Origin of the sequence: Paenibacillus whitsoniae (assembly GCF_003955665.1) — a bacterium.
Taxonomy (GTDB): domain Bacteria; phylum Bacillota; class Bacilli; order Paenibacillales; family NBRC-103111; genus Paenibacillus_E; species Paenibacillus_E whitsoniae.
Genome location: NZ_RXHU01000034.1, coordinates 251,416 through 275,733 on the forward strand (window position 1 = coordinate 251,416; position 24,318 = coordinate 275,733).

The window sequence follows — 24,318 nt, forward strand, 5'->3', positions numbered from 1 at the left end:
TTCTTAAGTGCTTCTCTATCATAACCGAATAGGCAGCGGTTTGCATCCTCCTACAGACGGTTTTATACCCATTTTTTTCCATATGTATGAACGACAGAAGTAGTGGCATTCCGACAACGCGAATCGACGCATAAATTGAGAAAGGTATGCTAATCTTAAGTCTCAAGCAACCCATAATAAACGAATACCTAAAGCGAAGGAGATGTGTTGAAGTGCGAATGAATATTCTATTTAACAAAAAACCGATCTCTGTCAACTTTGTCGGAACGGACCACAAATTAATTCCCTCATTGCTCAACGCTCTTCGATATAACAAATTTACGACGATGAATCTGGTGAACTCCCTGGAACGAGTCGATTTGTTCAGCTCCGAAGCTATTTTATATGCGACAGACGGCAATAAAGCACGGATTCCTATTTTTTAAAATGATAGCGATTACGCTCACAAACGACCATTCCCAGCGTGATAGATTCGCGAGGAATGGTTTTTTTCTTGCGTGCCCGGGTATAAATCCAGTACTCTTTTCATAGACTGATAGAAATGAACGCAATTCCAATCGCAGCCGATCTGCAGGATGGAGACGCCTATGTTCCCGATTGCTCCCCCTATGAAAAAGAAAACCCCCTCTCCGCGTCTATTGATTTTTTTGCTAGCTGCATGTGCTAGTTTTCTGTTGACGCTGATCTGGGGCCTGCACCTCCTTGACAATAAACCGCCGCTGCCTACAATTTCAAAATACAGCGTATTCGAGGCATCCAATGGGGTCAGGTTGCATACGATTCAGACGCTGCCGTCCAACATCGGCCTCAAGGCGATCGCGGCGAACGTGACGGATTTAATGGACAACGGCATTAATGGCGGGTTCTTCTGGCAGGGCTATTTGCTAAGCATCGCCGTTCAAAATGACAAGCCCGTGAAAGGCGCACCCGGCGACTACGGCTCCGGATGGTTCAATACCGACCGCAAGCGCGGCACACTCGTGTGGGACGAGTTCGCCGGGACGTTCAGCGTCCAAGTCGTGGAAAATGCCAGTGAGCTGCAAGTATCGGACCGCGCCCATTATTGGGCGCAGGGCGGCGTCAGCATGGGACTCGCCAATCCGCAGGGTTGGGCGGAGCAGGCGATCTCGGAAGAAATGCCGGTGATCGATGAGCCGCGCATGCGCTCCGGAATCGTGTACGACCGGTACAACCGGCTGTACCTGGTCGTTGCGCCGACGCCTTGCACCGGCGAGGCGTTCCGCTCCGCCGTAATGGAGCAAGTTGGAGACGGGGCGCTGGTGGACGGCCTTTTCCTCGACGGGGACGGCTCATCGCAGCTCAAGGTCAAGAACTTCCTGCTGCCGGGCGATCATCGGGAAGTGTATCAGATGATCTCGCTGCTGAAGTAGGAGGGCAGGGAGCGCCGCGCCGCGTGCATGACCTTCACGCGGCATGGTGAAGCGGTGCAGCGTGCAAGGCCTTCACTCGGCGGGGTGAAGCGGCGCAGTGTGCATCGCCTTCACGCGGCGGGGTGAAACGGCGCTGTGTGCAAGGCCTTCACGCGGCGGGGTGAAGCGCTAGTGGGTGAAAATAAAAGTGGTGAACCGCGTTTATTTCCAGATTTGAGCGCACTGAGCGGGAAATAGAAGCGGTGAACCACGCCTATTTGGCTAACTTCTCTCGAAAATGGGCCGTAAGCCAGAGGATAAGCGTGGTTGACCACGCTTATTTCTGTGCAGCCGAGCAGAGACTGCAAGTTAGAAGTGGTTAACCGCTCTTATTTGCGGGAAAAAGTGCTTGGAGGAGGCGGAGAAGGAGTTAGAGAAGGGGCGGTGGGGGTGTGGAGAAGGAGCTGAGAAGACTGACGGCGGAGGAGTGCTCTTCCAACAGCAACTGCAAAACTGCAGTTAATTCGGAGAAAAAGGGACGAAATGCTTAGAATCCTGTATTTCCTACAGGTAAATTTCAGATAAAATCGATTGTAATCGCTTTCAATTTGGCGAACGTTAAAATTTACTGCACTTTCTGCAGGATTTCATGCAATTGCACCTGAAATTCGGGAATTACCTGTATTTTTTGCAGGTTTGTCTGCCGGAGAGGGCAGAGAGGTAATTTGTTTGGTAATTTGATGCTACTTTGCGGGATTTTGGCGATGCTCGGGTGTGATTTCGACGTTGCTTCGGGATACTTACCCAGTCCTTTGGCTGTCGGCGCTTTCGGCGGGACTTGGGTGGTGATGGCGGTGCGTTGGAGGGCCTTGGGTGGCGCTGGTGGTGCGTTGGTGGGACTTGGCGGTTAGTTTGGGGGCACTTTCTCGGTATATTGGCCGGTACTTGGACACGTATAGAGAAGGAGCAAAGACAACCAGCTCAGCCGTCTTTGCTCCTCTTCACACATTAAAACGTCACATTGTCCGGATCCGGACCAATGCGTTTATTCAAATTAAGCGCATCGATCTGCGCCATATCCTCACTGCTCAGGGCGAAGTCGAAGATCTGCGCGTTCTCCAGAATGCGATGCGGGGTAATCGACTTCGGAATGACCACGACGCCGTTCTGGATGTCCCAACGCAGAATGACCTGCGCGGCGGATTTGCCGTACTTGCCGGCAATCTCCTTCAACACCGGATGGTCCAGCTTGCCCTGCATCAGCGGGCTCCATGCCTCCATCTGCACGCCGGTTTCACGGGCGTAGGCAAGCAGTTCTTTTTGCGCCAGCTCGGGATGCAGCTCCACCTGATTGACCGCCGGCACCACGCCGGTATCCTCGATCACCTGCTTCAAGTGGTGAATCTGGAAGTTGCTCACGCCAATCGCGCGCACATAGCCTTCTTGCTGCAAGTGAACAAGCGCTTTCCATGTCTCGCGGTAGGAAGGCGTGACCGCCCAGTGAATCAGATACAGGTCGATCATGTCCAAACCGAGTCGCTTGCGGCTTGCCTCAAACGCCTTCAACGTGGACTCATAGCCTTGATCGGCGTTCCACACCTTCGTCGTTACAAAAATATCGTCACGCGGCACGCCGCTGTCGCGCAGTCCCTGGCCGACGCCTTCTTCGTTGCCGTAGACAGCCGCTGTATCAATACTGCGGTAGCCGTATTCCAAGGCTGTGCGGACAGCCGAGATGACTTCCGGGCCTTCCTTCGTTTTCCAAACGCCGAGTCCGAGCCACGGCATATGAATGCCGTTATTCAGCTTGACGCCTTCCGTAAATACTTGCGTGGACATATCCGTTCAACCTCCCAACCAAATTTGAAAATCGCGAGCAAGCCCGCACTGCTTCACAGCGCGGACTCTCCACTTATCATAGCATGTTTTGGAAACGGAATGCCAATTGCGCGAAAGGCTACTCCTGATAGCGGTGAATCAGCTCCATTTTCAAATCCCACAGCATCTGGCTCAAATTCACCCGATACACCTCGGGATTTAGCTTCCGCAAATACTGCGGCCATACCGTCTGCAGCTGTTCAGCATGATACGCGCGAATTTCCTCAAGCGAAGGCTGTTCATACACCAGTTCCCCGCCGGCAAAAATCGGCCGAAGCAGCGGCACTGCTTCATAGTCCTCGATATATTTGAACCGGTACGGATGCACCGGATCAAACAGCTTGATTCGCCGCCCCTCGCGGATGTCCGTCTCTTCCTGCAAGGCCAAGTAATCCGCCTCTGCCTTGCCCGTCTTCTTATTCATAATCCGGTACACCTCCTTGTAGCCCGGATTCGATACCTTCTCGGGGTTGCCCGAAATCTTGATAACCGGCTCGAACCGGCCATCCTTCTCCCGGGCAACCAGCTTATACACCCCGCCCAGCGCCGGCTGGTCGGCGGCCGTAATCAACTGGGTGCCGACGCCCCAGCTGTCGATGCATGCGCCTTGGGCTTTCAGCCCCTCGATGATGTGTTCGTCCAAGTCATTGGACGCCACAATCTTCACCTCGGGAAAGCCCGCTTCATCCAGCAAGCGCCGCGCCTGCTGGGACAAATACGCCAAATCGCCGCTGTCGAGGCGAATAGCGGCCAGCTCTTTGCCGCGCTCGCGCATCTCGCGCGCCACGGTAATGGCGTTCGGCACGCCGCTGCGCAGCGTATCGTAGGTGTCCACAAGCAGCGTGACGTAGTCCGGCACGGCGGCGGCATAAGCACGGAACGCGTCGAGTTCCGTGTCGTGCGCCTGCACCCAAGCATGCGCGTGGGTGCCTTTTGTCGGGATGCCGAACAGCATCCCGGCTCGCAAGTTCGACGTCGCGTGGAACCCCGCGATGTAAGCGGCTCTGGCGCCCCAGATGGCGGCATCCGCCTCCTGGGCGCGCCGCGTGCCGAACTCCAGCAGCACATCGTGCGGAGCGACCTGCTTGATGCGTGAGGCTTTTGTCGCGATGAGCGTCTGGTAGTTCACGAAGTTGAGAATCGCCGTCTCAACAAGCTGCGCTTCAAAAATCGTGCCCACCACACGGACGATCGGCTCATTCGGGAACACGAGCGTGCCTTCCGGCGCGGCGTACAGATCCCCCTGAAAACGAAAGGCGCGCAGCGCGTCCAAGAAGTCCTCCCGGTACTGCTCCTCCTGCGTCCGCAAGTACGCGATCTCCGCCTCGCCGAAGCGCAGCTGCTGCAAATACGTGATCACGCGCTCGAGTCCCGCGAATACCGCGTAGCCGCTGCCGAACGGCAGCTTGCGAAAGATCACCTCGAATACCGCTCGCTTCGTATGCGTCCCTTGCAAAAAATAACCATACATCATGTTAATTTGATATTTATCCGTATGCAGCGTTAATGCGTGATCGTTCATCTCCATCATCCTCCTGCGTGTGATACGCCCTTAGCGTCATTTTACCCTTTTCTGACAACCTTAGCCCCGAGTGTTCCTTCAAAATGCCGCAGCGCCCACGCATGCCCGGCAGGATCGAACGAAGCGGCTGCATCCGCGTGAATCACAAGCCGGAAGCCTTGGTTATAAGCGTCGATGGCCGTATGCAGCACGCAAATGTCCGTGCACACCCCGACGAGATGCAGCTCTTCAATACCACGGGCTCGCAGCCGAAGCGCCAAATCTGTCCCGGCAAAAGCGCTGTAACGCGTTTTATCCATCCATACGATCCGCTCCCGGTCCGCTTCATACACCCGCTTAAGCTGGCCATACAACTCACGCCCAGCCGTCCCGCGAACATTATGCGGCGGAAACAGCGCCGTCTCGGGATGAAACGGATCATTCGCCTCGTGCAAATCTACCGCCATCACAACAAGCTCCCCCTCATCCACGAACAACTTCGTCAACTCACAGATCCGATCTTCAATTGCGATCGCCGGCTCCCCAACCGGCAGCTTGCCGTCTACAAAATCCACCGTATAATCAATGACCATCAAGGCTTTACGTGTCATGGGAAGATCTCCTTTTCCTTTTTATATTATCAAAACGACATTATCAATACTTAAAAAAAGAAGAAGCTCAGCTTCCTTTGTCGCTCCCTTTTGATAGTATCATTATGACACACTTAATTTTATCTGGCAAGGGGGGGACGCAATTTTTTTATGCACGCCGGGAATGTACCTCGAAACGCTCTATGTCCTTCACAAACGCAACCACCAGCAATGACCGCGAAAGCCGTTCAACTTTGTTCGGTATGAGATTCCGATTCGGGATACAAATTGGCGTAATTCAGAAGCATCGTCAAGAACCCCAGCACGACAAAGGAGAAAAAAGCTTTCAACTGCAACTCGAACACGTTGGGCACCGCGACAAACAGTGCGCCGACGCATACGCACACCCAGTTCTGCCACACCCGCTTCCCGGATTTCCCGAGGGCCAGCATCGAGCAGATGAACTGCAGGCTGCCGAGCACCAAGCAAATGAGCATGGCACTTGTTTCATGACGAAAATCGAACACCCAAGGGCTGACGGCGAACCAGAGTGCGAGGCATGCGGATAACACGTTTTTCAGATACATCCAGACCACCTCCCGAAAACATGGATGTTCTATTATATGCAACCGCTTACAGCTTGTGAACGGCAAAAGCCCCTTCCCCGCCCAACAGCGGAAAAAGAGGCTTATGCATACTTCTCACATCTTTTTCTATCTCCTGCTCATCCTATTGCTCAATGGTGACGTTCGCGCCATCGGTCTTCACAGCAGCCTTTAAAATGTCCGAAGCAAACTTCTGCGGCACATAGAGCGTGTCATTCTTAATCACAGGCGCTACACCCAGTTCAATCGGTGCCATGCGCGCATAGGAGTAGCTGTCTTTGCCTACACGCACAGATGTCCATTCTGCGCCTTTGCTTAGTTCGGCGGCATACGTATCCTGGTTCCATTTCACCGTATACCCGAGTCCCTCGGCCACTTTACGCAGCGGGATGAGCTGGACGCCCGATTCGTTCGAAGCCAAATCGGCAGCCCCCAATTGTACGGTCAGTTTCTTTTCGGAGGATTGCCCCGCCGGCTTCGGCTCTATCTTCAGATCGGCCGGCAGAGCGAATTTGAATTCCGGCGTTCCCGCCACCCCAGGCGCAATCTCATATTTTGAAAACACCACAACGGCTTCGTTACCCGCAACATAGAACGTTCGATTATCCCCAATGCCTTTATACTCATCCGGGAAGAAGTTTTCCGGGTGCTCGGCAATTTCTGCCTTTACCTTCGTATCGACTTTCGCTTTATAGTCTGCTCCCAACAAATCGTCAAGCTTGACTAGCCGCACTGTTGGCGAATTCAGGAAATTGTAAGCATCGACACGCGGCATGCCCGTATTTCCATAAGAAATATAGGTGTTTACCACGAGGGATACAACCCCCGCCGGCTGTCCGCTGCCGTCCGACTTCAACTCATAATTGATATACAAAATATAAGGTCGGTACGTGTAGCCATGGTCCTGTGCCGCTTGCGCGCCTTCATTGGCTTCTTTCTCCATGCTCGCAAGATCCTGCTTGGCTTTAGTCAAAATAATGTCGTTCAACTTCTCCTGGTATTGGGCATCTGCCAGCCCTGTGAATTGCGGCACCTTGATATCTGCGTTCAAATTCACATTGGACGTTGTCAGCTTCACTTCCTTGACCGCTGCCTGCCCAGGTGCTTGAATCCCTGCCGAAATTGGCTCCGCCTTCACGATCGGAGATGCCGTCACCGTCGGTGCCGACCCATCCGCAGCTTCCGCCGCAGCCGCAGCCGGCAGTACGGCACCTACAACACCTGCGAACAGGGCGCAGGAGATCATTCCCATTTTAAGCATCATAAAAGGTTTCTTTTTCATTAGACATACACTCCTTGTCGGTTCATGAATGAATGGTGCTTGCTGGTTGCCTTCACGAATATAAGACGCAGAAGCCTAATGAAAAAGTTTGTCGAATGCTATTTTTTTTGTACAGTGGGTTATGCGAGACGGAAGCCGTTTACAACGGCATTCAAATCCGTCGCGATTTCCGCCAAACTCTTCGCAGAGGACGTGATTTCTTCCGCAGACGCAAGCTGCTGCTGCGTGACAGCGGCGACGGATTGCGCGGTGCCCGACGTCATCTTCGCGACGTTCCCAACATGCGCCACGGTTGCGGCAACTTCTTCCGTGCTTGCCGCCATTTGCTGCGCTGCAGCGGCCGTTTCCTGAATCTTGCTGGCAACCTCTTGCGACGCCTGCACGATCTGATCAAACGCTTGCTCCGCCGTGCCTACCTCGGTCAACCCGTCCTGAACTTGGCTCAAACCGGTATTCATGACGGCGACAGCACGCTGCGTGTCCGTTTGAATACTCGTAATGAGCGCCGAAATGCTGCGGACGGAATCATCCGTCTGCGTCGACAGCTTGCGCACCTCGCCTGCTACGACGGCGAAACCTTTGCCGCTTTCCCCCGCCCGTGCCGCTTCAATCGCCGCATTCAGCGCAAGCAGATTCGTCTGAGCCGCGATATCGCCGATCAGTGTGGACATTTGGCTGATGCTTTGGGAATGCTTTTCCAACTCTTGAATAACCCCATTCGCTGCTTGGACCGCTTCGTTTACCGCTTGCATCTTGTTCACGACGCGTTCCATCGCATGTGTGCCGCGATCTGCAAGCTGCGACGCCGTCATGGACAATTCGGAGACATCCGCCGTCGTTTCGGCGATTCGGGAAATGCCCACCGCCATTTCTTCCATTGCTCTGCCGCATTCCTCGGAGCTTTGCGCCTGGACGTCAGCGCCGCTCGCAAATTCCTGCACAGAGACGGCTACGTGCTGGGAAGCGGATGTATTTTGCTCAGAGCTTGCAAAGAGCTGTTGGGAAGAGGCCGCCACGCTGTTCGAGGCGTTTAACATTTTTTCCACTGAAAGGCGCAGCTGGCCCACCATACGATTTACGGACCCGATCAGCGCGCCGATTTCGTCCTGATTTTTAACCGTAATGGTCTGCACAGTAAGATCCCCTTCTGCAATCCGATTCAGCGCTTGCGACGCTTTCCGCACGGGCACCACAATGAGGCGATCCACCAAATAACCGGCTGTTAGCATGATCAACAGAAGAATGACGACGACGACAATAGACGTCGCCACACTGGAACGATACAATTCGTTGCTCTCTTGAACGGCTTGCTGACCGCCCTCCTTGTTAAAATCCACCATTTCCGCCATCGTTTTTTGCGCGTTGCCGAACGCCGTTGACATCGCGGCCAAACTGTCCACCGCTTCCTTTACTTTCGTCGGGTCGGCCGACATCTTTTTATTGACCGCAAAGGCATCTTTAAACGCCGTCCAGTTCTGAGTCAACTGATCAAAATGCGCTTGATCGTCCCCATTTGCAATAGATTCCTTATACTTTCCTAATAATTGATCAATAATTTCGATCGTAGAAGCAATCTTGGTGTCAATCGGCTCTTGCTTCTTTACATCCGGTTCTAATTTTTTCTGGTAGTACAGCATCAAGAGATGCTCGGAGTTATAGTTGATTTCTTCAATCAGTTGAATCCCCATCATCCAGTCGTTGGCGACTTTCTCGTTCTGATTTTTCAGCGCGTGCATGCGGGTTAAGTCCGTGAGACACATGACGGCCAACATGAGCACAATGACGCCGAATACCACGCCAAATTTTAAACGTACACTTAGTTTCATTAGAAAAAATCCCCCTAGTTCCATCATGGTTTGGACGCTGCGATATACGCAGTTCATCTGTTGGATATATCTTAATGAAAACTCGTTAGATTTTTTATGTACTATTCTTTATAAATGTGTGAGTTTTCCTAATTCTTTTTGGATTAAGCCGGTTTTCGTCAGACCAACGATCCAAAAATTGCTGTTCGATTGAAAAAAACGCATTTTTGTGTCAAGATATGCGTAGCGTCTTTTTTTCAGGAGACGAGTAATTATTTGAGTTAGGTGGTTTTTCTATGACAGCATCCAGCGCACCATTTCGTATATTGTTGTACTATAAATTTGTTCGCGTTCACGATCACGAGGCGCTTGCCCGCGAGCATTTGGCGTTCTGCAAGAAGCTCGGCATCAAAGGCCGCATTCTGATTGCCCCGGAAGGCATCAACGGCACATTGTCCGGAACGATTGAGCAAACCGACGCCTACATGGCGATGATGCGGCAAATGCCGCTTTTCAAAGACATGGTTTATAAAATCGACGAGAGTCAGGACCATGCGTTTAAGAAACTGTTCGTCCGTCCGAAAAAAGAGCTCGTTACCTTCCGACTGGAAGAGGACGTGGATCCGAACCAATTAACGGGCACGCATTTGAAGCCGAAGGAATGGCATGAAATGCTTCAACGCGACGATGTGATCGTGCTCGACGGACGTAATTATTACGAATACGACATCGGCCATTTCCGCGGCGCGATTCGCCCGGAAGTCGAAACGACGCGCGAATTCCCGGAGTGGATCCGCACCAACATGGCCGACTTCAAGGACCGTCCGATTCTGACGTATTGCACCGGAGGCATCCGCTGCGAGAAATTGTCCGGCTTCCTGATTAACGAAGGCTTCAAGGATGTGTACCAGTTGGACGGCGGCATCGTCACCTACGGGAAAGATGACGAAGTGAAAGGGCGGTTGTTCGACGGCAAATGCTACGTCTTTGACGAGCGGATTTCCGTGCCGATCAACCGGACGGAGGAAGACGTGATCGTCGGCAAGTGCTACCATTGCGGCAAGCCGGAGGATCGCTACATCAACTGCGCGAACGATCTGTGCCACTTGAAGCACATCTGCTGCGAAGCGTGCGAGGAAGAGCATAACAGCTTCTGCTCCGCCGAGTGCGAAGAGAAAGCGTTGAGCGCGATGGAAGCGTAGGGCTTCTAATGTAAAAGCACCGCCCTTTATGGGGGCGGTGCTTTTGTTTAGGGCACGGGCTGGCGGCGCATGCCGATCAGTCAGCAAAGCCTGCAAAATCTGGTTAGTAGTGTGAGAACAAGACGTGGGATGATGAGAGCAGGATACTGGCGCTAACGGTTGCCACAGCGGCTATTTGGCCAAATATCCTTCTTTTCAAACGCTAACAGTTACAGCGGAGCCTATTCGCATGAAATCAGCCCACTTTCACCAGATCTTGACGAAATAAGAGCTGCGGCATCCGTTAGAATCAAAATCACCCGCTTTTCGGGACAATAAGCCCTGTCGCATCCGTTACAGCTTCTTCCTCTACCACTCTCACCGTGATGTTGTCCAAACAAACCTTTTTCACGGAACATTCCTGCATCATCGCAGGTATTCCTTAACAGACTGGGAGCAATGAGCCAGCTTGCCCCTACGCACCCTAACCCTGTACGTGCATTTGCCCCATCCACTCCCGCTCGTCCATCTCTCGTATCGCCAACCTCGCGCCAATAGCCCGAAAGCTGCCGACAACGTCCTCGTAGCCGCGCTCGATATGCTCGACTCCCGTGATCGAAGTCGTTCCCTCCGCCGCCAAACCGGCAAGCACAAGGCAGATGCCGGCGCGCACATCGGTCGCATGCACCCAGCCGCCTTGCAACGGAAGGCCGCCACGAATAAAGGCGCTTTCCTGCCTCACATCAATCTCGGCGCCGAGCCTGCGGAGCTGAGGCACATGGGCGAAGCGCTTCGGATATACGCGATCGGTCACGATGCTCTTGCCCTTCGCCTTCAGCAGCAGCGCCGTGAGCGGCTGCTGCAGATCCGTGGCAAAGCCCGGATACATTCCCGTGCGAACCCGCACCGCTTTCAGCTGACCTGTCCCGTAAGCGGTCATATGCGTTTCGCCGCATTCCACCTGCAGCCCGATCTCCTCCAGTTTGGCAATCGTGGCGCCAAGATGCTCCGGGATGACATCCGCCACGGTCACTTGCCCGCCATGCAGTCCCGCCGCCATCAGAAATGCTCCGGCAATGAGCCGATCCGGAATAACCGCATAGATGCCGCCGTTCAAGTACGACACGCCTTCGATCCGAATGTGATCCGTGCCTGCACCGTAAATACGCGCACCTAGCCGGTTCAGAAAAGCAGCCGTATCCACGACCTCCGGATCGACCGCACAATTGAACAGCCGCGTCTGTCCACTGGCCCTCACAGCCGTCAGCATCGCGTTTATCGTCGCCCCGGAGGTCAGCGTATCGAAAAAAATATCCGCACCCTTCAGCTCGGCCGCCTCGACAACATAGTAATCTTTATGTAACTCCACCTTGGCGCCGAGCGCCTGAAACACTTTCAAATGCTGATCGATCGGTCTAGTGACAAAATCGTCCCCGCCCGGGAACCCGATCGTCACTTTCCCGAATTTGGCGAGCAGCGCGCCTGCAAAATAGTAAGACGCCCGATAGCCGGACGCTTTGCCCGGATCGATGACAGCGCTGTGAATCCAGCGCGGGTCCACGACGACTTGTCCGTCTTCCCATTGCAGCTTCATGCCAATGTCACGCCCGATCTCCGCAATGAGGCGAATATCGTCAATCTGCGGAATCCCTTCCAGCGTCACGCAATCATCCGCCAGGCAAGCCGCGGCCAGCAAAGCGAGCGAGCTGTTCTTGGCCCCAGGGACGCGTACTTGCCCGCTCAAAGGGCCGGAATATTCAGTCTGTATATATTTCATCTCCTGGTTCCTACTTTCATCATGACGATTTCAGCGACGATTCAAGCACGTACCCGTTCCCGCGCACGGCGCTAATCAGAAAGGTGTCTTTCCCGAACTTTTTGCGGACTCTGTACACCAGCGCGTTCAATTCTTCCATCGTAACGTCAGGGACGCCTTGGGCAACGTTCGATCGCTCCGGCCATACGCCGGCTTTAATGTCTTCAAGCGGCACAAGGCTGTCCGCATGGTCATAAAGGAGACGGAGCAGCAGGTATTCTTTTTCAGACATCGGAATCCGCTTGCCCTCCACCACACACTCCCGCTTCTCCCAATGCACCGCCGTCTCGAGCTCAGGCACGTTCATTCTTCGTGTAATACTCAGCGGCTCAATTTCAAGCGTCTGCTCGGCAAACATATACGAAAAATGCAGCACGGTCATCCCGCCCGCAAGTCGAATGATGTCCGACGTATTTAGCGGATAAGGCACGTTCGGCGTAACCCGAACCCCATTAATCTCAGTCCCGTGTCGGCTGCCCAAATCGTACAGCACCGCACGCTCCCGCTCTCTGCGAATGACGACATGCTGTCGGGAAATAAAAGCATTGGTAAACGCTACGTCCGGCGTCAACTGATTGGAAATCCGGCCCACATGCGTTTCCTCTTCGCTAAGATTCACGCAGGTGCCCGGTTGATAAGGCTCGCCTCGAACCACATACAGGCATGCAAAGTTTTCCAGATGTCTTCCCTCCGTTTGCGTTGTCAGGGCTTGTCTTGATGAACATGATGTTTCACTACTCTTTATCATAGCTGAATCCAGCGCCTATTAAAATCATTTTACACTAACGAATGACTCACAGTTTCCTCATAGGGGCTACAGCTTACCCCAATATCCCACAAATAACAAAGAGGCCGCCCCGAGTTGCTCGCGCCAGGGACCGCCCCTCATCTCCGTTCATTCACATCAACTTTCAAGAAATCTGCTCCACAATCCGATCCAGCAGCGGGTACACCAACTCCTCCTCCAGCGTAAAATGCTTAAGCAGTAAGAGACAGGCGGTCAGCAGCTCCGAGGCCATGACATGCAAAAAATCTTCATCGATCGGCACCCGCATCGCATTGACCCCGTTGACATAGGATTGCACGACCCTTTTTGCCAAGTCATGATCCTGTTCCAGCACAATGATGGATCTTGCCACCGACAAGGCCATCGTCGGATGCAAATACGACTGCAAGCTGGGGAACAATTCCTGATCCTCCCATTCGGAGTGCTGCTCCAGCTCTTCGATAAGGCAAAGAATCGCATCCTGCAGCTTGATCAGCTTGCACATGCCAATTGAGCAATCGTCAAGGGAGAACAGGGCGGAAGCCGTCGCGCGAATCTCAGCCAGCTGCTCACGCATCTGCACATGCTCCTCCTTCAAACGCTGGGCCAGCTCCCGAAAATCCCGTTGTTGCACAAGCCCCGCCCGGTTCGTTTGAATGCTCAAACGGTCATTCATTCGACAACCTCCTTCTTTCATTTCGTCCAAATAACCGGCGTGTATCAGCTCTTCACGCATGCCTGTGCGCATGAAAAAGCTGCCCCAATTCCGCATTAACATTGTATGCGGGAGGGGGCAGCTCTCATGCGCATGAATCGCGCGTCAGCGTATGCGGCTTTCGGTTAAATGAAACTGATTCACGAGCAGCAGCAGCGACTCAGTAATGGCACCGACGTCGCTTGTCGTCTGACGCACGTGCGACATGTCCTGGACGAGCTCTTGCACGGTGCGCTCGACCTCGGCGGAGATTTGGCGGTTTTCCTTGCTGACGGCCGCTACTTTCTCCATCAGGGCGACGACTTCCTCGACGACCTGGGTTTTCATCGTATCGTGGGCGTTCGCCGCACTCAGGATTTCCGAAGCGGCCGCCACGATCTGCGTCCCCTCGGTCACAACCCGCGTGCCTTCCTCCATCGAAAGGAACGCTTCCTTCGCGTGACGCTCGATATGCTCGATCGTCTCATTGATTTCCTCTGTCGATTTCTTCGTCAAATCGGCCAATTTGCGGATCTCGCCGGCGACGACGGCGAAGCCTTTGCCATGCTCACCAACGCGCGCAGCCTCGATGGAAGCGTTCAAGGACAGCAAATTCGTCTGCGCCGAAATTTCCTCAATCACCTTGAGCAGCTTCGGAATTTCCTGCGTCGTCTGGAGGAACGTCTGGATCGTCTGATTCGTTTCCGCCACCTTCGCGGAAATATCCGTCATCTTCTCGCCGATCCGCTCTACTTCATCTTGCGCCACTGCTATTTGCGCCGATGCCTTCTCTTCCAATTCGCGCAGCGTTCCGCTCATGTTCTGCGTGACGTCTTTCGCGACGTCGATATCTTTCAGCTGACCGCGCAGCGAACGGATCATATCATGAATTTTCACACTCATGCGTCCTGTTGACTGTTCGGTATTGTCGGCAGACTCCGTCATATGCCCCTGGCTCAACTGAACCTCAGCCGCCGCCTGCTTTACCTGCAGCATAATGCCTTCCAAAGAATCGATCATGTTATTGATCCATTTGGCCAAATCGCGGGTCTCGTCCCCGGCGAACTCGTCCACCTTGAGGCGCTGCGTCAAATCGCCCTTGCCTTCCGCGTTAATGCGGATAAACTGGTTGATTTTCGCCAGATGCCGGGCAACCGGCTTGCTGCCTTTGCGCCGCATGAGGCTCGCCCCCACAAAGCCGAATACCAGACTGGCCGCTCCCAGGATGCCCGCTCCCACTAGCGTGGAGACAGCACCGCTGAGCAGCCAGAATCCGCAGACGCAAAGCACCGCATGAAAGAACACCAAGCTGAGGTGCAAGCGGAAAAGCTTCCAATCGATACTGCGAATCCGGTACACTTCCTCGAGGTCACCCTCACACATCATGCCCCACACATCCGGACAATGCGGCAATTGGAATGTAACCCCTTTGCCGATCACCGAAATGTGGCGGTAGTCCGAATAACCGGGGAACTCGACGAATAAATTACTGCCTTTTGCAATGGTCCCTGCAACGCCCGGATGCAGCTGCCCTGTCGCCGGATCTGTAAAAATCAGCTCCAATTCCGTGTGCGCCTTAACGCCGACGATGCCATAGTCCGTGCGTACGCCGTCTTTTAGGTTGTCACCGTGCGTAAACGTCAAATCTTCAAACCGGCTGCGCGACAGCGCCGTCCCCGGCACGATCTGCTTGTTCAGCCCAGGCTTCGCCATGAACAAATAGTTGTCGCCGGAATCGGGGTATACGTGCCCGGATTCGCGCTGGATCAGGTCCCCGAGCACATCGTTCGGCACGCGACCGATCACGGCGCCCTTCCACTCGCCTGCGACCATGATCGGCGAGATAAACGCCAGCGTCATCGCATCATGGAATGGCGACGTGCTTGGACCAATGGTTAGCGTAAGGGGATCGGAGAACGGTCCGAATAAGCATTTGCTCCCTTTTTTCGATGCTTCAAGTCCTTTCTCCAGCACGCTGCCGTATTCGTAAACTTTACCGACATGAGAGGCATAGGTGGAGAAAATGACAGCCGATCGTTCATTCAGCACAAAAACTTCCGAGAAGTCCACACCGCTCTTCATCGAAGCCGTAAGCAATCTGGCTGCAACGGACGCATCCTGAGGCCAGACCGCAGCACCCGCCGCATCGGCAAGCTGCCTTTGCAACCGATCGAGGTGAGACCAGTACGTCTCCACCCAGGTGCGTAAGATGTCTATACGTGTACTCGCAATGCCCTCAAAAATATGCTCGACATCCTCCTTGAGATGGCGATTCAGACGATACGACCACCAGAGCGGCAAACCTTTTCGAAAACCAAGCCAATCAAACATGCTCCAGCCCCCCATATTCACATAATATGTGACTTTCTATATGACTTTATTGTGACTTTATATAACATTCATCTTATTTTGACATTCTAATGCGCTTCACAACAGAAAGCAAGATAAATAACTGGAAGATTCATGACTTTTTCAACAATCTGCACGAATTATATAATCACACGTTCGAAATCATGTAAGTTATATTGACATAATTTTCTGAAAAATTTACAATGAAAGAAAATCCTTTGTTTTTCATATATTTATGTTATAAATCCTAACGCAATTGAGACATTAGATCAGAAAGGAGGCCTGGTTTCCGCATCCGGACCAAGCCTGACGAAGCTTCCGCATGCACGACAATGAAACCAGGGAGCTGCCATGTCCAAACCTGAGAATCTGGTCACAACCCCCTATGACCCCCGCCCTTTTTATGACGAAATGTTCATGAATGCGTACGCGGTCAGACCGCACTATCAGAATACGTTTCTCCAATTCATGTCCATGAAAACGGGCAACCTGAGCAAGCGCCAATCAGCCACCATGAAGCGGATGCTGGAAGAAGGCATCACCTTCACGCTGTATGCTCCGGATCAGACAGAGCCGCTGGAACGCACGATCCCTTTCGACCCGATTCCGCGGATTATCCCGCAGGAGGAGTGGCTTAAGCTGGAGCGGGGTCTCAAGCAGCGCGTCAAGGCGCTGAATTTATTTCTCAAAGACATCTACCACGAGCAGCATATCTTGAAGGACGGTGTCATCCCTCGAAAAATGGTGCTGTCCAACTGCTACTTCCGCCCGGAAATGATGCGGCTGTCGATTCCGAACGACGTGTACGTCACCGTGTCAGGCATTGATTTGATCCGCGATGAGCATGGCGAATATTTTGTACTGGAAGATAATCTTCGTTCGCCCTCCGGGTTTTCCTACTTATATAAAAGCCGTTCCATCATGACGCACTTATTCCCGGAGCTCGTCTTCAGCCACGCCATTCAAGACATTGAGCATAGTCTGAACGTCTTTCTATCGGCACTTCGCAAGCTTGCACCTTCCGGCAAATCCGATCCGGTCATCGGACTTCTGACACCGGGCTGCTACAATTCCGCTTACTTTGAGCATACGTTCCTCGCGCAACAGATGGGGATTGAGCTCGTGGAAGGCCATGACCTCGTGGTCATCGATCACAAAGTGTACATGCGCGGCATCAAAGGGCTGCGCCAAATCGACGTCTTGTATCGCCGCATTGACGATGATTTTCTCGATCCGCTCGCCTTCAATCCGAGCTCCTATCTGGGCGTTGCCGGCATTATGAACGCGTATCGCGCCGGGAACATCAATATCGTGAACGCGCCGGGCACAGGCGTCGCCGACGACAAGGCCATTTATGCCTACGTGCCGGACATGATCCGCTATTATTTGAACGAAGAACCGATTCTAAATAACGTACCGACTTACATCTTGTCCCGTCCGGAAGAGCGGGAGCATGTGCTGAACCATCTGGACCGTATGGTCGTCAAGGAAACGTCGCTGTCCGGCGGCTACGGCATGCTGATCGGCCCTTCGGCTTCGGATGAGGAAATCGCCGAGTTCCGCGCGAAGATCGTCGCGTATCCCGACCGTTACATCGCACAGCCGACGGTGCAGCTCTCCAGGGCGCCGGTCATGGTCGACGGCCAGATGGCAGCGCGGCACATCGACTTGAGAGCTTTTGTCATTGCGGGAGAAGACATTGAAGTGATTCCCGGCGGCCTGACGCGCGTAGCGCTCAAGGAAGGTTCGCTCGTGGTGAACTCGTCGCAAGGCGGCGGCTGCAAGGATACATGGGTTATTCGATAAGCATTTCGATATTTGAATGGAGGGTGAAGTGGACATGGTGATGATGGGGCGAACAGCGGAAGCTTTATTCTGGATCGGACGATATGCTGAACGGGCGGAGAATCATGCCAGACTGATCGATGTTTACTACCATATCCGCGAAGACAAGGAGGGCAGCGGCAGCGAAGCATGGGGACGGTTGATCGATACGATTGGCGACCGGGCCGCGTTTACCGAGCAGTACGGCAGCTTTTCCGAGCAGAACGTGCTCTACTACATTACACTCGATAAAAATAATGCCAACTCCCTGCTGGCCTGCACCAATCACGCCAGAACGAACTTGCGGAACATCCGGGAGAAAATGCCGTGCGAGCTGTGGGACATCCTGAACGGACTGTACCTGTGGATGCGGGAAAAAGACGTGCGCGACATTACGAACGACTCGCCGCATCTCTTTTACCGCTATGTCCGGGATTCGTTGTCCATGTTTCAAGGCGCCGCCACCTCCGTCATGCCGAGGCAGAACGAGTGGCACTTCGTGGAGGCCGGCCGCTACCTGGAGCGCGCGGAGAACTTGCTTCGCCTGCTGCAATCGCTGTGCGGCGAACTGGCCAAGGAGGAGATTCCGTCCTATCCGCTCATGCTCTCCGTGTTAAAATCCGTCAGCGGCTACGAATCGTACCGCAAAGCGTATGCCGATACCGTCAATTTAACGACGATCATGCAATTTCTTATGCTAAGCGAGACGTTCCCCCGTTCGGTCGCCTATGCCTTCCTTGCGCTGGAGCGCTCACTTAGCGGCATTCAACTGGAGGACATGACGCTGGATCACGAAGTCCGCAAAGTCGCCAAACTGGCGGGCAGGGTCACCGCCAACCTCGCCTGCATGGACGAAAGCGACACCCAGTCCGGCAAATTGGAGAGCGCCTTACAGGCGCTGCGGGACTCCTGCAACGTCATGGGGCTGCGGATGGCGAAAGTCTTTTTTCCCTCGCGAGAGGAGGTTATTGCATGAAGAAGCTGGAGATTACGCACATCACACGCTACACGTATTCCGATTTAGCGCAGGACAGTGTCAATGAAGTGCGCTTAACTCCCCTGACCGACAAGCGTCAATCCTGCTACCATCACGCGATTACGACCGAACCGGTTTCCGCGTTCTTCACGTATTCGGATTATTTTCATAATCAAGTTCACGCCTTCACCGTCAATAAAATCCATCGTGAGCTTACAATTAAAATGGTCTCGACCGTCGTCACGCGGGACAACGAATATGGGAAAGAGCCCATCGCCTCTTCCTATGATAGCAAAGCTGAGCGATTTGGCGACAGCTTTCAGAATGAATACGCCGAATATTTGCTGCCGACCGGCTATACAGCGTTAACACCTGAAGTGAAAGCTTACGCAGATGCCATCCCCGACGACGGGATGCCCATGCACAATCTGATTGCGGCCATCTGTGCCACGATTTACTTCGACTTTACGTACGACCCCTCCGCGACGTCCGTCCAGACGACAGCCCTGGAGACGCTCAAGCTGCGGCGCGGCGTCTGCCAGGACTACGCGCACCTCATGATCGCGATTTGCCGGGACAAAGGCATTCCCGCCCGCTATGTGAGCGGCTATCATTTTGTCGGCGACCTGCAGGGCGGCAATGCCGATTTTACGCAAGCCTCCCACGCCTGGGTGGAGTGCCTCATTCCCGGCGCCGGCTGGTTCGGCTTCGATCCGACCAACAATAACGAAGTCAACTGGCGGTACGTCAAGCTGGGGCACGGCCGGGACTACAACGATATCGTGCCGGTCAAAGGCATCTATCGCGGTTCAGGCTCGCAGGATCTGGACGTTTTTGTCGATGTGAAGCTCCTGGAGGCGTAGGCTACCACTTATTCTCAGACTTTCGCTGCCACTCAACATTTTTTGCAAATCGATCCGAGTCAATAAAAGGAATTCGAGTGCATATGTGGAATACTTACAAATACAGTCGAAATGAAGACGAATAAGCTGCGTGATAAATGCCAGGGAGGTAACCAAGTGAAATCGACAGGTATTGTGAGAAAAGTTGACGAACTAGGACGGATCGTTTTGCCCATCGAGTTGAGACGAACGCTTCATATCGAAATTGGCGACGCCATCGAAGTGTATGTGGATCCGGAGCGGATCACCCTCAAAAAGTACACCCCAGCCTGCGTATTCTGCGGGAATTTTGAGAATATGTCCTATTTCAAAGGCAAGCTAGTCTGCGGCACCTGTATGAATGAAATCGCTTAATTGCCGTTGCGCAAGGCGGCGATAGCTGGCCCTTCCTGAATGAAAAGAACCTCAGCCTCCACTTGTTGTGGAGCTGAGGTTCTTTGGTTTACGGGTTTATTACCTACTCCACCTCAACCTGAACTTGCGATGGACGATACACGGCAGTCAACTCGCCCGCAGCATCGGCCGCAAACATGACTGTGCGCTCCGCTTCCAGTTCGAAAGCATACCTACGGCCCGTCGCCGGGTCCTGCACCTCGATTTGCGTATCTACCCCATACTCGGATACGAAAATATAAAGCGCTCCTTGCGCAAAAGTCAGCTTGCGGCCATATACGCCCGGCAGATCGCCGCCGCGCAGCCAGGTGAGCTCCGCCCCGACGCCCGCTTCCTGCAGCGCATACGTATACAGCGCCTCAAGCGCGCCATCGCGTTCATTCAGCTCCACAGGCAGCGGGCACCAGATGAGCTGGCCCGCGCCAAGCACATGACACTGCACCGTGCCATGCTGCGAGCTCCACGCCCGCCGGCCAGGTTCCGGCAAATCCGCCGCAAGCGTCAGCTCCTTGTTCAGCTGCGCAATGCCCGCGCCGCCGAAGGACACCGGATAGACACGATCCTGCAGCACCATCGCCTCCTCCCGCACCACGTTGCTCAGCACCGTGTCGCCCACGATGTCCGCGAGCCGCGGCGACCACGCCCAGTATTCATTCAGGCCGAGCGGGCCTGTGAACAGCAGCGTGCCGCCGTGGGTGCGAACGTGCGCGAGCAGCTGCCCGAGCGCGGCATCGCTGAAATTGTGCGCGCTCGGCACGATGATCAGCTTCGGCTTTTGCTCCGCGAGCGCGTCCAAGTGGTACTCGCCGATCCCGCGAAACGGCACGTTCAGCGAGTACGCGAGCGTGCGCGTCAGCTTGGCGGTCGCTTCGCCCGCCAGCTTGCGCGTAGAGAAGTCGTTCGAGTACGGGAACACCGCGACGACTTCTTCCAACTGCCGATCCACGAACAACTCACGGATCGATCCCATAAAGGAGCCGAAATCGTAGGAGACGTCGGCCTCCGGTTTTTCCGTACCGTCGGCGCGCAGCGCTCCGATATGCGATTCATTCACATTATTCATATAAGAATTAATGTTCCAGATCCACTGCACAGCCCCCGCACCGCCGGTGGAGAAGGCATACGCATATTTGCGCTCCAAAATGTTGCGCAGTTCATGCTCCGACCGCTTTGCCCGGCCATCCGCCGTCTCCACATACATAATGCCGGTTTCCTGAATCAGGCTTGGTTTGTACGGCGATTTCGAGAAAATCCCGTCCCAGACAAGCTGGTCCATCAGCCACCACGTATGCACCGTCGTATAATCGACGCTGTCCGCGTAGAAGAACGGCGATGGACGCTGCGCCCCAAGCCCCTCGTCCTGTCCAACCGTCGCAAGCTGCGCCGGATTGATGCTCCGAATCGTAGCAATCAGCTCATCTGCCCAGCGATTATGCATTTCCATCGTGAACAACGTGTAATCGAGCCATGGACCGCCTTTTTTCTCCAACGTTTCCGTCGTGTTCATGTTCATTTCGGATACGTCCGGCAGCCGCACACTTGCAAAGCCAGGCAGCTCCTCCGGCGTCATATTCCAGCGCTCCTGCAGATAACGAATATCGCCGTGCCGCTCCTCAAGCCAAGCGACATACGCAGCTTGCTCATAACGATCATGTGCGGACTGCGGGCCTGCAAACGGCTTTTGCGGATTGAACATCGACGGCTCGTTGATCAAATCCCAATGCACATTCGTCGTTTCTTTGTGGCGGGAGACGACCGCGGAAATAAACCGTTTTTGCGCCTCCACGCTGCGCGGGTCGAGATACGGATTGACGCCCTCCCACGTCTCCGGGGTAAAGGCGAAGAAATTGAAAGTAACTTCGATGCTGTGCTTTTTACATGTCAAAATAAAAGCGTCAATCGCGCGAAGCACCTCTTCATACGGATGCCCGTCGACGAACATCACCTGCCGCCACGCCGACCAGATCCCCGTACGCAGCAGATTGATGCCGGCTTTAACCATTTGCGCAATGTCCCGATCCCACACCGATACGTTCGGCAGGAACAAAAACTTTCTCGCCACGTCGCTGGTCATGTACGTCATGCCGACGATCGGCAGCGGCTTGCCGTCCTTCCAGAAGTAATCCCGGTCGCAAGACATCGGTGTGCCTTCCCGCAGCAGCTCCGCGTCATAGCCCCAGAAGCCTTGACGAAACGTGCGCGTTTCGCCGAAGTTCGAAGTAGCGACGCATGTTGCGGTATAGTAACCGGCTTGCAGGTCTACAGGTACGATTACTTTGTAGTACGTCAGCTCGCGGGAGGCCGGCATGCTGAATTCCTTACGCCAGACCGGCACAGCTTCCCCCTCACGGTTCACCTCCACGTGAAATGTCCACGCGGTATTCGGCGATTGACGGCCGCCACGGCTCGCAAGCGTCTGCAATTGCACCGTCAGCGCCGCCCGGTCTCCCGGATCGTAGCAGGCATAATTCGGTTTGAACCAGATTTCCGTTACACCTCGGGATACATATTCAGCCAATTCACCCAACAGCGCTGCGCCTCCGCGAGCCCAGAACGCCTCATCCCCAAAGATATTGGCGAAAATCCACCGACCTCCCGCAAAATCCCCTTTCGTGTTCTCCAGCAGCACGACGGGCGCCGCCACTTCGCGGCCTTCACCAGAAACTCCCTTTAGCAGCGGCGTCATATGCGCATCCATCGGTCCGCTCGAACCGATCTGTCCCGGATGATCGTCGGCTCTCGTCACATGCAGCGCCAAGCCCACCGTGGGCTGCACCTCTACGAGATGTTCCCGGCCGATGAACAAGGCTAGATCGGGATTCGCTGCATAATATGCGATGGGCGTGCCGTCCACCGGCAGCATCTCGTGAATATTCAGCTGCTGATGATACGCCGTCTGCTCATTCTCCAACTGCCAGCCTCCAGCCTCCGCATAAACTGGAATACGGAAAGGTGCGCTGCCCAGGGTAACTAACCCTTTGCCTGTACGCGCATGCGCCATAATCGCAGACCAGGCCGCCTTCGGAAAATACCGCCCATGCAAATGAATCAGCGTATCCGCACCTTGCTGCAGCGCTTCCGCCAACTGATCAGCGTTCGTCAGCGTACCGATTTCGCTCAGCGCACGCAGCGCCTCATCTTGCGGGCGCTCCCCTTCGTATGGAAACGCGCTGTCGTAAAAAATCAATGTCGTGGTCATCGGAATTCCCTCCTGTAATTTTGCATATCACGAATTTGTTATTTTCGTTAGGCTAACAATTTTATTCGTGACCATAATTTACGCAAAAACGACGTTGCGGTCAATCACTTTTTTCTGCGAAAAGATTGACATTATATCGGATATACGAAACAATATAGAGTGTTTGGTTTGTTAGTCTATGTAAGGAGCTTTCATCCATGTCCAAAAAAGTATCCATGCAAGCCATCGCCGACCGCCTTGGTTTATCCAAATACACCGTCTCGCAAGCGTTGTCGGGCAAATCCGGCGTCAGCGAAGACAACCGCCGCCGCATTCAAGAGACTGCCAAAGCGATGGGCTATGTACTCCGGCCCAAAGCCCTTATGGCCGCCAATATCGCGCCACTGAGCGTTACACCGGATACAGCGAATGCCGAAGGTACCCGGCCCTACCTGCTCGTCTGGATTCACGCCGGCTATCAGCAGGATAATCCGTTCTGGGGCAAAGTGCTCGCCGGCATCGCACAAGCCAGTATCGACAACGGGTATGATCATCTGATCGTACCCGTCAGCCAGCACGATAAACAGCTGCAGGTTCCTGCTTATTTGAACAAAACGCGCTGCATCGGCCACTTGCTGGCCGGCACGTTTCCAACCGACAGCGTCGTCGCCTTGAAAATGACGGGACTGCCGCTCGTGCTCATCGACCATGAAGAGCCGCTCGTGGAGGTCGACTGCGTCGTGAACAACAATCTCGGCTCCGGCGCAATGGCTCTGGACCGTCTCCTCACGGCAGGCGCGAAGCGCATCGTCTTCATCGGCGACGATGCGTTCGCGCTCAGCTTCAAGGAGCGCTGGTGGGGCTGCCGCCTCGCCATGGAGGATCATCGGAGCAGCGCCGATGATCCGGAAAGTCTGTCGCTCAAGAAGTGGCAAGTGGCCTTTGGCCAGCCCCACATGGCGCACCAGCTTGAGCGCAAGCTCGGCGCCTTGTCCGGCGACGGGATGCCGGACGGCTTTATTTGCGCCAACGACCAGCTCGCTTTGGCGCTGATGCCGCTGCTGAAGCAGCGCGGGCTGAGCATCCCCGGCCAGGCGCGCGTGATCGGCCTCGATAACATCGAGGCGGCCGTGTATGCGCAGCCGCCGCTCAGTACGATCGAGCTCGGCAAGGAACCGCTCGGCATCCGCGCCGTCGAGACGCTGCTG

Annotated in this window: 19 protein-coding genes; 8 read left to right on the forward strand and 11 right to left on the reverse strand. The window is 54.3% G+C overall.

Annotation, left to right across the window (positions count from 1 at the left end; genetic code table 11):
• The first annotated feature begins 212 nt into the window (after nucleotides 1-212).
• A complete protein-coding gene (locus tag EJQ19_RS13500) occupies nucleotides 213-425 on the forward strand; it encodes a hypothetical protein (protein WP_126141746.1) in 213 nt (70 codons plus the stop codon).
• A 249-nt stretch (nucleotides 426-674) separates the two neighbouring features.
• Entirely contained in the window at nucleotides 675-1,391 is a 717-nt protein-coding gene (locus tag EJQ19_RS13505; protein WP_241242888.1) for a hypothetical protein, read from the forward strand.
• Nucleotides 1,392-2,378: 987 nt separating this feature from the next.
• Here EJQ19_RS13505 and EJQ19_RS13510 read toward each other — a convergent pair.
• From EJQ19_RS13510 to EJQ19_RS13535, 6 genes are all read right to left on the reverse strand, one after another.
• Nucleotides 2,379-3,209, reverse strand: a complete 831-nt coding sequence (locus EJQ19_RS13510; protein ID WP_126141747.1) for an aldo/keto reductase — start codon at nucleotides 3,207-3,209, stop codon at nucleotides 2,379-2,381.
• A gap of 118 nt (nucleotides 3,210-3,327) precedes the next feature.
• Nucleotides 3,328-4,770 (reverse strand): nicotinate phosphoribosyltransferase, encoded by a 1,443-nt coding sequence (locus EJQ19_RS13515; protein ID WP_206438412.1) that lies wholly within the window; start codon nucleotides 4,768-4,770, stop codon nucleotides 3,328-3,330.
• A gap of 41 nt (nucleotides 4,771-4,811) precedes the next feature.
• A complete protein-coding gene (locus EJQ19_RS13520; protein ID WP_126141749.1) occupies nucleotides 4,812-5,360 on the reverse strand; it encodes a cysteine hydrolase family protein in 549 nt (182 codons plus the stop codon).
• Between the two features lie 227 nt (nucleotides 5,361-5,587).
• Nucleotides 5,588-5,926, reverse strand: coding sequence for an SPW repeat domain-containing protein (locus tag EJQ19_RS13525; RefSeq protein WP_126141750.1), 339 nt, complete (start codon nucleotides 5,924-5,926; stop codon nucleotides 5,588-5,590).
• Nucleotides 5,927-6,068: 142 nt separating this feature from the next.
• On the reverse strand, nucleotides 6,069-7,226 hold the full coding sequence (locus EJQ19_RS13530; protein ID WP_126141751.1) for a stalk domain-containing protein: 1,158 nt from the start codon (nucleotides 7,224-7,226) through the stop codon (nucleotides 6,069-6,071).
• Between the two features lie 119 nt (nucleotides 7,227-7,345).
• Nucleotides 7,346-9,052: a methyl-accepting chemotaxis protein gene (locus tag EJQ19_RS13535; protein WP_164716535.1), complete on the reverse strand. Its 1,707-nt coding sequence runs from the start codon at nucleotides 9,050-9,052 to the stop codon at nucleotides 7,346-7,348.
• Between the two features lie 275 nt (nucleotides 9,053-9,327).
• On the opposite strand from EJQ19_RS13535, the gene trhO reads away from it, so the two are divergent.
• Nucleotides 9,328-10,233, forward strand: coding sequence for an oxygen-dependent tRNA uridine(34) hydroxylase TrhO (gene trhO, locus EJQ19_RS13540; protein WP_126141753.1), 906 nt, complete (start codon nucleotides 9,328-9,330; stop codon nucleotides 10,231-10,233).
• Nucleotides 10,234-10,696: 463 nt separating this feature from the next.
• Here trhO and murA read toward each other — a convergent pair whose 3' ends face one another.
• The 4 genes from murA to EJQ19_RS13560 all read right to left on the reverse strand — a co-directional run bounded on the left by murA (nucleotide 10,697) and on the right by EJQ19_RS13560 (nucleotide 15,819).
• Nucleotides 10,697-11,989, reverse strand: coding sequence for a UDP-N-acetylglucosamine 1-carboxyvinyltransferase (gene murA, locus EJQ19_RS13545; protein ID WP_126141754.1), 1,293 nt, complete (start codon nucleotides 11,987-11,989; stop codon nucleotides 10,697-10,699).
• Between the two features lie 19 nt (nucleotides 11,990-12,008).
• Entirely contained in the window at nucleotides 12,009-12,620 is a 612-nt protein-coding gene (locus EJQ19_RS13550) for an FHA domain-containing protein (RefSeq protein ID WP_241242889.1), read from the reverse strand.
• Nucleotides 12,621-12,939: 319 nt separating this feature from the next.
• Nucleotides 12,940-13,470, reverse strand: a complete 531-nt coding sequence (locus EJQ19_RS13555; RefSeq protein WP_164716536.1) for a hemerythrin domain-containing protein — start codon at nucleotides 13,468-13,470, stop codon at nucleotides 12,940-12,942.
• Between the two features lie 144 nt (nucleotides 13,471-13,614).
• A complete protein-coding gene (locus EJQ19_RS13560; RefSeq protein WP_126141756.1) occupies nucleotides 13,615-15,819 on the reverse strand; it encodes a methyl-accepting chemotaxis protein in 2,205 nt (734 codons plus the stop codon).
• A 369-nt stretch (nucleotides 15,820-16,188) separates the two neighbouring features.
• Between EJQ19_RS13560 and EJQ19_RS13565 the strand changes: the two genes are divergently transcribed.
• From EJQ19_RS13565 to EJQ19_RS13580, 4 genes are all read left to right on the forward strand, one after another.
• Complete coding sequence (locus EJQ19_RS13565) at nucleotides 16,189-17,643, forward strand: circularly permuted type 2 ATP-grasp protein (RefSeq protein ID WP_126141757.1); 1,455 nt, start codon at nucleotides 16,189-16,191, stop codon at nucleotides 17,641-17,643.
• A 34-nt stretch (nucleotides 17,644-17,677) separates the two neighbouring features.
• Nucleotides 17,678-18,637 carry an alpha-E domain-containing protein gene (locus EJQ19_RS13570; RefSeq protein WP_241242896.1) on the forward strand — a complete coding sequence of 320 codons (960 nt, stop codon included), beginning with the start codon at nucleotides 17,678-17,680 and terminating at the stop codon, nucleotides 18,635-18,637.
• Nucleotides 18,634-19,500: a transglutaminase family protein gene (locus tag EJQ19_RS13575; protein WP_126141758.1), complete on the forward strand. Its 867-nt coding sequence runs from the start codon at nucleotides 18,634-18,636 to the stop codon at nucleotides 19,498-19,500. Before EJQ19_RS13570 ends, EJQ19_RS13575 begins: the two co-directional genes overlap by 4 nt.
• Nucleotides 19,501-19,656: 156 nt before the next feature.
• Complete coding sequence (locus tag EJQ19_RS13580) at nucleotides 19,657-19,893, forward strand: AbrB/MazE/SpoVT family DNA-binding domain-containing protein (RefSeq protein ID WP_241242890.1); 237 nt, start codon at nucleotides 19,657-19,659, stop codon at nucleotides 19,891-19,893.
• Nucleotides 19,894-19,996: 103 nt separating this feature from the next.
• Here EJQ19_RS13580 and EJQ19_RS13585 read toward each other — a convergent pair whose 3' ends face one another.
• Nucleotides 19,997-23,131 (reverse strand): beta-galactosidase, encoded by a 3,135-nt coding sequence (locus EJQ19_RS13585; protein WP_126141760.1) that lies wholly within the window; start codon nucleotides 23,129-23,131, stop codon nucleotides 19,997-19,999.
• Nucleotides 23,132-23,328: 197 nt separating this feature from the next.
• On the opposite strand from EJQ19_RS13585, the gene EJQ19_RS13590 reads away from it, so the two are divergent.
• Nucleotides 23,329-24,318: LacI family DNA-binding transcriptional regulator (locus tag EJQ19_RS13590; RefSeq protein ID WP_164716537.1), on the forward strand; the 990-nt coding region annotated here is incomplete at its 3' end.